This window comes from Kocuria marina (assembly GCA_014652975.1).
Taxonomy (GTDB): Bacteria; Actinomycetota; Actinomycetes; order Actinomycetales; family Micrococcaceae; genus Kocuria; species Kocuria marina.
Map to the genome: position 1 here is coordinate 846,970 of BMZV01000001.1, position 12,646 is coordinate 859,615.

Below are 12,646 nucleotides of genomic sequence, written 5' to 3' on the forward strand. Positions count from 1 at the left end.
GTTGCGGCCACGGTAGGCACGGTCACATCACGAACGGTCCGCGCGGCGGTCCCCCCACGCCTTCTCCGCACCGCTGGCCAAGAGCACCCCGCAGCACATCCACACCGCGGCGGCCGGGCCCAGGGGTGCCGCGAAGACACCCGCAACCAGGGGGAGGACCACCTGCCCCAGGCGATTACCCGTCAACCGGACCGCCAGGGCGGAGCCGCGCCAGTTGCCCGGGACGGACGTGGTGATCATGGTCATGGTGAGTGGCTGACCCAAACCCAACAGGAATCCACCCACGGCCAGGAAGAACGCCGCGGCCCAGAAGTTCCCCAGCACGAGCGGTGGGATGACCAGCGTGATGCCGGCCCCGAACAAACATGTCAGCAACAGGCCCCGCCGCGAGAACCGCTGGGACAACCACGGCAGGAGCAACCGAGAGGCAATGGACGCGAAACCCCGGACGCCGAGCAACAGACCCACGACCGCGGGAGCCACACCGGCCTCCTCCCCGATGACCGGCAGGAAGGCGGTGAGGATATCGAGCATCGCGAGCAGGGACAGTGCGGCGAGCATGTGGGACGCCACCCGTGGCACCCTGAGCACCCGTGCGATGGTGGGTTTGTCGGCTGATTCGGAACGCGCCGCAGTACCGGAGGTCGCGCGGGACGGGGCCGCGTCCGCCGCGGGTGTCCCGGCGCGCAGGAGCAACAGCGGAACGGCCGCGAGCGAGATCGCGGCACCGATCCACAGTGCCTGGTTCACGTCCGCGAGGCGCTCCGGGGAGGTCGCGGACGAGCTGTGCCCCACGAGCCAACCGCCCAGGGCGGGGCCGATCATCTGCCCCGCGGAGAACGCTGCGGTGAACCACCCGAACCCCTTGTCCAGGTCCCGGTCCGCGGCGTAACGGGCGATCGCCGTCTGACCCCCGATCGTGAAGCTCAGGTGCCCCATGCCCAGCACGGCGCTCGCGGCCACGACCGCCCACACCGTGGGTGACAGCGCCAGCAGCGCCCCACCGGCGACCAGCAGAAACACCCCGGAAAGGGTCAGCACGCGCAATTGCCGGGTGCGGTCCGAGTACCGCCCGAGCCACACCGCGGTGAGCAGTGGGACCAGGGCGTACGCGGCCGTGGTCAACCCGATCGTGATCGAGTCCGCGTGCAGCGCGAGCAGTTTGTAGGACGTGACCGGTCGCAACAGGTTCACGGTGGCCTGGGTCAACACCCCGCACGCCACGAGCAGCCACAACCACGCGCCGGCGCGTGCCCCACGAACCGAATCAGTCACCGGCAGCCTTCCTCAGGCATACGCCCAGGGGCGTCCGAGGCGACGCGCTCCGACAGCCGGAATCGTTGCACGGTGCGGTGCAGGGCGCCACCGCTGCGGCCCTCGCCGAGCTCTGAGGACACCAGGGAGAGCTCGCTGACGGTCCACGCGGGCCCCTCGTACACGGACAGCGCGTGCACTACATGCGCGAGCTCGGGCCCGGGGCGCGCCACGGTGCGTGAGCTGCGGCGTCGTTCGCGAGCCTTGCGCGTGCGCTCGGCACGGGACATGCGCGCGACCGTGAGGTGGGCGCGCTGTCTTGCGCGCTCCTCGGGGTCCAGCGAGCACGCGTGCATGAGCTCCACGAGCGCGTCCGAGGCACCACCCACGCCCATCCACAGGGTTGTGCCGGAGAAGGATCCCGCGCCTCGCAAGCACACGGTGAGCGGTGCGTGGTTCCGGGCGACGTCGCTCAGCAGCTCCCCAAGCTCCGGCACCGCAGCCTCGGGTTGCTCGCCGTAGAACGCAAGGGTGACGTGCCACTGCTCGGGGTCGCCCCAGCGCAGTGCGGTGCCGGTGAGTTCACGGACCTCACGCAATGCACCGACCAGGTGCTCACGTGCGGCCCGGGTGGGGTGAACAGCCGCGAACAGCCTCATGCGCCCACCCTAGACGGTGCGCGGCGGTAACCGGATCAGCTCCACGCTCGTGAGGGCACCCGCGTCAGCGACCGCGCGCATGTACGTGCAGTGTGGTTGGCGCCGCCGGTCGGTGGGGCTGCCGGGGTTGAGCAAGCGCATCCCGGAGGGCGCCACGGTGTCCCAGGGGATGTGGCTATGGCCGAAGACCAGGACGTCGATGTCCGGGAACGCCCGGTCCATACGCCGCTCCCGTCCGCTTGAGGCGCCGGTCTCGTGCGTCATGGCGAACCGCACCCCCTCGAGCTCGCAGTATGCGGTTTCAGGCATGCGTTCGCGTAACTCGGGGCCGTCGTTGTTGCCCCACACCGCGATCAGCTTCCGGGAGCGCTGCTCGAGGGCCTCGAACGTGGCCAGGTCCACCCAGTCACCGGCGTGGAGCACCACGTCCGCGGCGTCGACCTCGCGCCACACCTGGTCCGGGAGGGTCTTGGCCCGCTTGGGCAGGTGGGTGTCCGCGAGGAGGAGGATCGAGGTGCTCACGCCCCCATTGTGCCCGTCAGCATTCGATCACATTGACCGCGAGGCCGCCGCGCGAGGTCTCCTTGTACTTGACCTTCATGTCCGCGCCGGTCTCCCGCATGGTCTTGACCACTTGATCCAGGGAGACCTTGTGGGTCCCGTCCCCCTGCATGGACAGCCGGGCGGAGTTGATGGCCTTGACGCTCGCGATCGCATTGCGCTCGATGCACGGAATCTGCACGAGCCCGCCCACAGGGTCGCACGTAAGCCCCAGGTTGTGCTCGATCCCCATTTCCGCCGCACACTCCACCTGCCGCGGGCTCCCGCCCAGCACCGCACACAGGCCGGCGGCCGCCATGGAACACGCCGATCCCACCTCGCCCTGGCAACCCACCTCGGCGCCGGAGATCGAGGCGTTCTCCTTGATCACGATCCCGATCGCCGCGGCGGTGAGCAGGAAGTCCACGATCTTGTCATCGCACGCGTCCGCCATGAACCGCGTGTAGAAGTGCAGCACCGCCGGGATGATCCCCGCCGCACCGTTCGTGGGGGCCGTGACGATCCGCCCGCCGGACGCATTCTCCTCGTTGACCGCGAGCGCGTACAGGTTGACCCAGTCCATGCCGTAGAAGGGATCGTTGCCGGGTTCCTTGGCGAGCAGCCGCTTGCGCATCTCCGGCGCACGACGGCGCACCTTCAGTCCCCCGGGCAGGGTCTTCTCCTCGCGCGTGCACCCATTCTCCACACATTCCTGCATCACGGACCAGATGTGCAGCAGCTGCTCCCGGGTCTGTTCCGCAGGCCGCCACGACAGCTCGTTCGCGACCATGATCTGGGCGATGCTCAGACCCTCGGTCTCGCAGATGGCCAGCAATTCATCACCCGTGCTGAACGGGTAGGCCACGGGGGTGCTGTCCGCGACCACCTTGTCCGCACCGCTCGCGGACTCGTCCACCACGAAACCACCGCCCACGGAGTAGTAGATCCGTTCGCGGATGACCTCGCCGGCGGCGTCGTAGGCGGTGAAGCTCATCCCGTTGGGGTGGGTGGGCAGGGACTTCCTGCGGTGCATGATCACGTCACGGGAACGGTCGAAGGCCACGGGGTGTGTGCCCCCGAGCAGCAGTTGCCCTTTCTCCCCCGCGAGCGCGACCTTCTGGTCCGCGAGGTCCGTGTCCACGGTCTCGGGGTCCTCGCCCATGAGCCCCAGCACCACGGCCTTGTCCGATCCGTGACCCCACCCGGTGGCCCCCAAGGAGCCGAAGAGCTGGGAGTGGACCCGGGTCACGGACTCCAGCAGGGCGTCGGCGGCGAGCCCGGCCACGAAGAGCCGTGCGGCCCGCATGGGCCCCACGGTGTGGGAGGACGACGGTCCGATACCCACCGAGAACAAATCCAGAGCACTGAGTGCCACGTCGCGGTCTCCCCACTGTCGGGCTCCGGGAAGCGGCCTGGTGGGGCCGTGCGGAGCCGGGCGGCCGCGCGACGCGGATGGGTCGCGCGGAACACACCCAAGGTACGTGGGTCTCACATAGTGGGCAACTGTCGAAGGCGTGAGGAGGCCATGACGAGCGCGGCCGAGCCGCCGAATAAATAGGTGACACATGTTTTTGAGAGTCTGGCCGTTTGGCCATTGTGCAATTAATAACGATTCGATTACGGTGAAATCGCATTCGAGAACCTGGCCTGGACATGCGGAAACGGTCGTTCATGCGGTACTGGAATGCGCCCTCTGACCCGCCGCCCCCGTTTCTCGTGCACGGGAAACGGCACTTTCTCGTCACTCTGGTCGTTCACGAAATCCACGGGCTCGTTTCCTCGGATCTCGGTTGACCACCGAATGAAGGATTCCCTCCATGAGCAAGAAAAACGCATTCCTCGCCACGGTCGCCGCGGCCGCTGTCGTCCTGGGCACGGTCTCCCCGGGCATTGCGGCACCCGCCAACACCCCGGCGGAAAACGCGTCCGCGCAGAACTCCATCAACCAGGGAGCCAAGGTCCTGGACGTGTCCGGCGGCGAGTACGTGGTCATGCTGGAACTGCCGGCCGCCAGCAAGGCGCCCGCCGGTCCGGCGAGCAGGGCGGCCCGCACGGCCGTGGCCGAGGCCACCCAGAAGCAGGTGGACAAGTGGCAGTCCAAGGGCGTCAAGGTCAAGCAGCAGTTCAACACCATCGGTGGTTTCACCGCTGACCTGAGCCCCGCCCAGGTCAAGAACCTCAACGCGGACCCGGGCGTGGCGGTCGTGGAGAAGAACAAGACCGTCAAGGCCACCGCGTCCCAGTCCAACGCCACGTGGGGCCTGGACCGTTCCGACCAGAAGGACCTGCCGCTCAATGGGACCTACAACTACTCGGCCACCGGCGCGGGTGTCACGACCTACGTGATCGACACGGGCGTGCGCGCCACCCACTCCCAGTTCCGCGGCCGGGTCTCCCCCGGTGTGACCGCGATCGACGACGGTTACGGCAGCGGCGACTGCAACGGTCACGGCACCCACGTGGCCGGCACCGTGGGTGGGTCCACCTACGGCGTGGCCAAGTCCACGAACATCATGCCCGTGCGCGTGCTGGGCTGTGACGGCATCGGCTCCACCGCCGGCATCGTGGCGGGCATGGACTGGGTCTCCTCCACCGTCAACGGTCCGGCCGTGGCCAACATGAGCCTGGGCGGTGGGGTCTCCACCGCCATGGACAGCGCGATCAACCGGATGATCAGCGCCGGCGTGGTGCCCCTCGTGGCCGCGGGCAATGACGCGAACAACGCGTGCAACTACTCCCCGGCCCGCGCGAGCGCCGCCATCACGGTGGGCTCCACGGATCGCCGCGACCAGCTCTCGAGCTTCTCGAACTGGGGCTCCTGTGTGGACATCCTGGCCCCGGGCACGGACATCACCTCGGCCTGGCCGTCCAGTGACTCCGCGACCAATACGATCTCCGGGACCTCTATGGCCACCCCGCACGTGGCGGGCACGGCGGCGCTGTACCTCGAGCAGCATCCGAACGCCGGCGTGGCGGAGGTGGAGCGCGCGCTCAAGTCCAGCGCAACCCCCGGCACGATCGACTACGTGCGCGGTTCGGCGAACCTCATGCTGAACACCTCGCTTCTCACCGGGGCTCGCTGACCCTCAGCCCGAGCCGATCGGCGTGAGCCGGCTCCGAACCTGAGCCGATCGTTCCGGGCCGCTCGACCCTGAGCCACCCCCTGGTGGGCAGCTCCGCCCGAGGCCGCTCGGCCCGACTCCCCTCAGGAGTCGCGCTGAGCGGCCTCCAGCGCGTCCGCGGCGCGGATCAGTCCCAGGTGACTGAACGCTTGGGGGAAGTTGCCCGCCAGACGGTGCTGAGCGACGTCGTACTCCTCGGAGAGCAGACCCAGGTCCGAGGCGAAACCCACGGTGGTGCGCATCAACCGCTGGGCGTCCTCAATGCGCCCGGAGCGCGCGTACTGCTCCACGAGCCAGAACGTGCAGATCAGGAACGGGTACTCCCGCCCGGACAGCCCGTCCATGGACGTACCCGCGTCGGTGGTGCGGTAGCGCCACACCTGCCCCTCCTCGCCCTGCAACTCGTGCTCGATCCGCTCCACGGTGCGCAGCATCGCGGGGTGGTCGGGCGCGATGAACCCGGTCTGCGGCAGTTGCAGGAGGGAGGCGTCCACCTCCGTGTTGTCGTAGGTCTGGGTGAAGTACCCGAGGTCCCGGTTGTACCCCTTGTCCCAGATCTCGCGGTGCAGACGATCGCGCATCTCTTTCCAGTGCGCCACGTCCCCCGTGAGCCCGTGTTCGGTCACGGCCCGGATGCCCTCGTTGAACGCGGCCCACATCATCACGCGGCCGTGCGTGAAGAAATGCGTGTCCCCGCGCATCTCCCAGATCCCGTTGTCCGGCTCGTCCATGCGCAGCTCACAAAAGCCCAACAGGTTGCACTGCAGACCCCACGAGTAGTCGTTCTCCTCCACCCCGTTGTCCCGCAGGGTGGCCAGGGCCATCATGACCTCGCCCGCAACATCCGCCTGGTACTGCTCCACCGCGCCGTTACCGATCCGCACGGGCCGCGAATTCTCGTAGCCGCTGAGGTGATCCAGCTCCCGTTCAGCGAGGTCCCGGCGCCCGTCCACGCCGTACATGATCTGCAGTTGTTGCGGGTCCCCGGCCACGGCGCGCAGCAACCAGTCACGCCACAGCAGCGCACCGTGCGTGTGCCGGTGTTCCACAAGGACCTCGATGGTCAGGGCGGCGTCCCGCAACCACGTGAAGCGGTAGTCCCAGTTGCGCTCGCCCCCGAAGTCCTCGGGCAACGCCGCGGTCGCCGCCGCCACGATCCCCCCGGTGCGGGCGTGGGTGAGTCCGCGCAACACGAGCAGGGAACGGGAGACCGCGCCGTCGAACTCGCCGCGGGACTCCACGTCCGAGGCCCAGCCGCGCCAGAAGTCCTCCGTGGCCCGCTGGGCGCTGTCCGGGTCCGCGGGGACGGGCAGCTCTTCGTACGAGTGGCTCCACGTGAGCACCCAGTCCATGCCCTCGCCCTCGTGCAGCGTGAACCGGCCACGGTGTCCCCGGCGGATCCCCTCCATCACCCGGATGTCGCTGCCGGGATCGTGCTCACGGTGCAGCACCTCCACGGGATTGCCCTCCGCGTCTTCCTCGTACGGCTCCAGGTCCGGGCCCGTGAGCAGCAGGGCGTCCGGGCCGGCCACGGCCAGCAGCCCGTGGTCCGCGCGAGACGTACTGAGCGCGATGCGCGCGGAGATCTCCCGTAGCAACTTTTTGAAGTCCGGGTGCCGGCCGTGCCGCTCGCCGGCTGTCACCGTTTCCAGGTTCGACGCCGCACGGCCGGGTTCCTCGGACGTGCCCACCGGGTGGGGCTCGGTGGCGGAATCCCCCAACCGCGCCTCGTCCGGGTGCCGGGGTCGTTGGTTGCCCAGCTGCACACGGCGCACCCACGGGATGACCTTGCCGTAGTCGAAGCGGAACCGCAGATCGTGCTCCACCCCGCGGTTCCCTTGAGGCACTTCACGCGCCGCACCAGATCCGCGTGGTCGTCACTGGGCGGCAGGAAGTCGGTCACGCGCACCCGTCCGGTGGGCGTCCGCCACTCGGTCTCCAGCACGAAGGTGTCCGGGACGTAGCGGCGGGAGACCACGTGTCCGTCCACGGCGCTGAGTTTCCAGCGCCCGTTGCTCTCGTCCCCCAGCAGGGCGCAGAACACGGCGGGTGAATCAAAGCGCGGGAAGCACAACCAGTCCACGCTGCCGTCCCGGGACACCAACGGCCCGGTCTGCAGGTCCGCGAGCAGTGCGTAGTCCTCCAGAGGGGTACTCATGGGCCCATTCCATCATTACGGTCACGGGCCCCGTCCTTCGGTGACGTGCGGGGCCGGATGATGACGGCGCACCGGACACGCCCCGCCGCCGTCCCGGTACTCCTCGCCGGAACCCCGTGCGCACACGTCAAATACTGACTTATTCACGAACCTGTCCCCCGATCGAATAGCCTGGCGCTTTCCGTACGCATTCTTCTGGTATTCAGGAATTGCCCAGATGGGTTCTTGGGCTTTCATCGCGTGATTCTGGGGAGAAACGAATGCCTTCATCGGCGCACGACCCGGCGGGCAAGGCCCGCGAACCGGGTCCCGACGACACCGAAGAATTATCCGCAACCACATCACCGGGAACCGCGCGGCATGACCCCGGAGTCCAGCATGACCTCGACGCACAGCACGACGCCGCTGCTGCCCGGGGTGCGGGCCACCGGCCCCCGGCGGCGCTGCCCACGATGACCGCGCGACACTGGTGGGTTCCCGTGCTCGCGGGCGTGGGCGGCTACGTGGGAACCGTGGTGGGCATCGTGATCGCCCTGGTGTTGAGCATCCTGGGGCTCGCCCTCCAGGGGGACTCGGACGAGGGATCCACGACCGACCGCCTTAACGGCGAGATCAGCAACGCCACGGGCCTGGACACCGACACCTCCGGGCTGCGCTGGATCCTGTCCGTCCCGTTCCAGCTCGCGGCCATGGCGGCCCTGGTCCCGCTGCGGCTCATCCTCAGCTTCGGGGGCGAGGGAGCCTCCGCAGGGATCACCGTCCCCCAGTACTTCGCCCTGGCGTGCGGGATCCTCACCGCGTGGCTCATCGCACGCAAGCTCTCCACCCGCATGCGCGTGGAGACCCGCGGGGTGCAGTGGCTCATGGCCGCCGTGAGCGGACTGACGTGGGCCGCGCTGGCGCTGGTCGTCACCGCCCTCACGGTGCTGCGCCTGGACGTACCGTTCTTCGCCTCGGACATCCGCGTGCGCCTCACGGCCCTGGGCGGGGGCCTCTTCCCGGTCCTGTTCCTCGTGGGCCTGCTGAGCGTGGCGGCTGCCCTGAACGTGCGCTCCACCCAAGTCTCCCCGGGGCGCATCGTGGTCGGCGCCGAACGTTCGACCCCCGGCGTGCTGCAGGTGCTGCGGCCCATCGCCGTCCAGTTCTCGGTGTTCGGCACCGTGGCCGGACTCGGGCTGCTGATCTACGCGTTCGTCGAGGGTGGCGCCCCCGCCGGCTTCTCCGCCCTGTTCTGGTTGCCGATCGCGGTGGGCTGGCTGTTCGTCCTCTCGCTGCTGTCCGCGCTCACGGCGGGCGGGGCGGCGACGTCGCTCACCGGACTGACCGGGCGCTCCGACGCGTTCTACCTGTGGTCGGAAGGTACCGTCCCCGTGTGGGCCGTGGTGCTGTGCATCCTGCTGGCCCTCGTGTCCGCGGTGTGTGCGGCCATCACGTGGGCGCACGTGCGTCCCCTGGACGCGCGTGTGGCGCGCACCCCGCTGGCATGGACGGTGCTGCCCGTCACCTACTTTCTGCTGGGCCTGCTGGCCCTGTGGTTGCTGCGCGTGGGCGGATATGCCTCCGGGGGCATGGTCGGCTCGAGCAACGCGGTGTTCAGCCTGCGGCCGGCCGGCTGGACGTGTCTCGTGTTCTTGGTGTGGGGCGTGATTATCGAACTGCTCGCCCGCTTGGTGGTGCCCGCGTTCATGCACACCCTGCCGCGCCGGGTGACCCGCGGACTGCGCGGTTCGGAGCGCTCCCGGGGCCGGGCGGCCGTGGTGGCCTCCACGGCCGCCATGGGTGGCGCGGGACTCGCGGGTGCGGGACTCGCCGGGGTCGGCACCCGGGCGACGCCCGCTCCGGAAGCCCCCGTAGCGACATCGTCAGCGCAGCACCCGAGCGCCGAACCGACGGCGACGACGGCCCCGCAGGACGCGACTGCGGCCTACTCCGGACCGCACGCCGGGAGCGGCGACGAGACCCGGGTGCTGCCGAGCTACGACGATCCCGGGGCGACCACGCGCATGCCGGCGCAGCGCGCCCCCATGGACCCCGCGACCAAGAAGCGGATCCGGTTGATCGCAATCATCGTGGGCACCCTGATCCTGCTGGCCGTGCTCGCGACCGTGGTGTTCTCCGTGCTGAGCCGCACCGTGTTCGGCCCGGACAACCAAGCCGAGGACCTGCTGCGCTCCGTTACGGATGGCAACGCCACCCACGCCGCGGAGATCGCGAATCCCAACGTCAGCAGCGGCCAGCGCGCCCTGCTCACCGACGACGTCTACGGCGCGACGCAGAACCGGATCTCCTCGTACGAGATCAAGGACACGACCATCGACGGGGACCGCGCCACGGTCAACGCGACCGTGACCCAGGACGGCGTCACCACGCCCGTGGCGCTGCCCATGGTCAGTGACTCCCGGGACGGCCTGTTCAAGTCGTGGCGCGTGGACGAGAGCGCGGGGGTGCCTCTCTACCAGGCGCTCACCGTGGAGGTGCCCGCGGGAGTCGGTGAGCTCGACGTCAACGGGAAGAAGGTGTCCGTGGACACGCAGGGCCAGCCCCACACCGTGGAGTACACGGTGCTGCCCGGTGACTACGCCGTGGGCGTGAGCTCCTCGAGCAAGTACGTGACGTACGGCGGGAACCAGGTGGCGGAGATCCGCGCCGGTTCGCCGTCCTCTGCGCCCGTGATGTCCTTCCGGCCGTCCTTCACGCCCGCCCTGGAGGAGGACGTGACCAAGCAGCTCAACGCGACCCTGGACAGGTGCGCCCAGAGCACGGAGTTCGAGCCCGAGGGCTGCCCGTTCGGGTACTCGATCTACGGTGACGACGAGGACTACCGCAATCCCCGGTGGAGCATCCAGCGCTACCCCACCTACTCGGTGTCCTCGTACGGGAACCAGGCGACCTTCACGACCGACCGCTCCGGCGAGGTGCGGCTGGACTACCAGTACAACGAGGAGTACGACGACGAGCCCGCCGACTGGACTGACCGGGACACCACCTCGAGCGTCTCCGGTTACGGGACCGTGAGCGTGTCCGGGGACGAGCTCACGATCAACGCCAACGACTGAGCAGTGACCTCCACTGGAACCCTTCCCACGCGTTTCCACACGTCGGGGAGGGGGCGCCGTTCACGCACGGGCCAATATGCCGGGCCTCAGAGGTCCTGCGGGCCCAGCGGCAGACCCAGCAGGTACCACACGATGAACAGCAGGAACCAGCCGATGAGCATGGCGATCGAGACCGGCAGCACCAGGGAGATGAGCGTGCCCACGCCCGCTTCCTTCTGGTAGCGGCGCAGGTACCCGAGGACCAGGGCGAAGTACGGGCTCACGGGGCTGATCACATTGGTGGGGGAATCCCCGATCCGGAACAACGCCTGGGTCATCTCCGGTGAGACGTCGAGCAGCATGAGCATGGGCACCATCACCGGGGCCAGCAGGGTCCACTGCGCCGAGCCCGAGGTGATGAGCAGGTTCATCACGGCCACGATCGCCACGATCCCGGTGAACGTGAGGATGGGGTGCAGTCCCAGCGAGCCGATGAAGTCCGCGCCGTAGATCGCCAGGACGGGACCGATCCCGGACCACTGGAAGTACGCGGTGAACTGGGCCGCGGCGAAGAACAGCACCAGCACGGGGGTCACGGTGGTCAGTCCCGTGGCCATGGCCTCGGGGATCTGCCGCGCCTCGGTCATGGTCCCGGCGGCCCGTCCGTAGATCCAGCCGACGACGGCGAACATCACCGCGATCACGATGCCCACGTTGAGCAGCAGCGGGGACATCAGCACGGAACCGTCCTCCGCGCGCAGGGGTGAGCCGGGGATCAGCAGGACCGCGAGATAGATCACGAGCATGATCGCGAACGCGATGCCGGCGTTGCGCAAACCCCGTTTCTCGCGGGGCTTCAGGCGCATGTCCTCGAAGTCCCCCATGTTCTGCTGCTTGGTATCCGTGTCCTCCTCGAGCGCCGCCCCGCGTTTGGCGAGCACGGTCTCCGTGACCAGGGTGATGATCGCCGCCAGCACGAGCGACGACACGAAGGTGAAGAAGTAATTGGAGACCGGGGTGACGATCACGCTGTCGTCGATCAGCCCCGCGGCGGCGGTGGTGATGCCACCCAGGAGGGCGTCCGACGCCGTCGGCAAAAGGGACGCGTTGAAGCCCGCCGCGACCGAGCAGAACGCCACCACGAGCCCCACGACCGGGGACCGGCCGGCGGCCTTGAACGCGAGCGCACCCAGGGGGATCAGCACCACGTACATCGCGTCCGAGGCGATGGACCCCGTGATGCCCGTGAGTGCCAGGACGAAGGTCAGCCACTTGGGACCCACGCGGGACACCGAGCCGCGCAGCGCCGCGGAGAGCATTCCGGACTGTTCAGCCACTGCCACGCCCAACAGGATCACGACCACGAGCCCCAGGGGCGGGAACTCCACGAAGTTCGTGACCGCTTCCGCGACCATCTTGCGCAGCCCGTCCGGGGCCAACAGGTTGGTGACCGCCACCGTCTCGCCCGTGGCGGGGTTGACCGCGCTGAGTCCCACGGCGGAGAGGATCCAGCTGAGCAGGATCACGACCCCCGCGAGCAGGAGGAACAGCCAGAACGGGTCGGGAAGCTTGTTGCCCACCCACTCGATCCAGTTCAGGACCCGGAGCAGGCCACCGGTCCCCTTCTGTGTGCCGTGCGAGCGGGCACGGGGCGTGGACGAGGACATCTCTGGTTCCGTTCTGCCGGCGGAGTCGTGCTGCGCCCAACGTACGCAACCGCGGGGCCATGACACGTGATTACGGCGCAGCGGTGGTGACGTGGCGCACCTTTGTCACCGATACACCGGCGTCCTGTTCCGCCGGCGCACCTGCATCCTGGCGCGCACCCCGTTCATCCTCGCCCCACGAGCCGGGGCGGGTACGCGCCCGGTGTAATCT

At 68.8% G+C, this 12,646-nt stretch carries 8 protein-coding genes and 1 pseudogene; 2 read left to right on the forward strand and 7 right to left on the reverse strand.

From position 1 onward, the window contains the following. Positions 1–27 precede the first annotated feature (27 nt). From IE157_RS03950 to IE157_RS03965, 4 genes are read right to left on the reverse strand one after another with little or no spacing between them, the layout of a single operon-like run. Positions 28–1,275, reverse strand: coding sequence for an MFS transporter (locus IE157_RS03950; RefSeq protein ID WP_193519157.1), 1,248 nt, complete (start codon positions 1,273–1,275; stop codon positions 28–30). Continuing rightward, positions 1,272–1,913 (reverse strand): RNA 2',3'-cyclic phosphodiesterase, encoded by a 642-nt coding sequence (gene thpR / locus IE157_RS03955; RefSeq protein ID WP_193519158.1) that lies wholly within the window; start codon positions 1,911–1,913, stop codon positions 1,272–1,274. The genes IE157_RS03950 and thpR overlap by 4 nt, the downstream gene beginning before the upstream one ends. A gap of 9 nt (positions 1,914–1,922) precedes the next feature. Beyond that, positions 1,923–2,435, reverse strand: coding sequence for a metallophosphoesterase family protein (locus IE157_RS03960; protein ID WP_193519159.1), 513 nt, complete (start codon positions 2,433–2,435; stop codon positions 1,923–1,925). 16 nt (positions 2,436–2,451) lie between these two features. Further along, entirely contained in the window at positions 2,452–3,828 is a 1,377-nt protein-coding gene (locus IE157_RS03965; RefSeq protein WP_193519160.1) for an L-serine ammonia-lyase, read from the reverse strand. A gap of 442 nt (positions 3,829–4,270) precedes the next feature. Here IE157_RS03965 and IE157_RS03970 point away from each other — a divergent pair, with 442 nt between their 5' ends. After that, the gene (locus IE157_RS03970; protein ID WP_193519161.1) at positions 4,271–5,536 is read left to right on the forward strand and encodes a S8 family peptidase; all 1,266 of its coding nucleotides are present in this window, start codon (positions 4,271–4,273) and stop codon (positions 5,534–5,536) included. 122 nt (positions 5,537–5,658) lie between these two features. Here the strand turns inward: IE157_RS03970 and IE157_RS03975 are convergent, their stop codons facing one another. Next, a complete protein-coding gene (locus IE157_RS03975) occupies positions 5,659–7,401 on the reverse strand; it encodes a glycoside hydrolase family 15 protein (protein WP_318281297.1) in 1,743 nt (580 codons plus the stop codon). Positions 7,402–7,484: 83 nt separating this feature from the next. Continuing rightward, a pseudogene (locus IE157_RS12800) lies at positions 7,485–7,733 on the reverse strand (trehalase-like domain-containing protein); the annotation flags it as partial. A 260-nt stretch (positions 7,734–7,993) separates the two neighbouring features. Here IE157_RS12800 and IE157_RS03980 point away from each other — a divergent pair. Beyond that, positions 7,994–10,789, forward strand: a complete 2,796-nt coding sequence (locus tag IE157_RS03980) for a hypothetical protein (protein WP_193519163.1) — start codon at positions 7,994–7,996, stop codon at positions 10,787–10,789. An 86-nt stretch (positions 10,790–10,875) separates the two neighbouring features. On the opposite strand, the gene IE157_RS03985 is transcribed toward IE157_RS03980, so the two are convergent. Next, entirely contained in the window at positions 10,876–12,435 is a 1,560-nt protein-coding gene (locus IE157_RS03985) for an AbgT family transporter (protein WP_193519164.1), read from the reverse strand. Positions 12,436–12,646 lie beyond the last annotated feature (211 nt).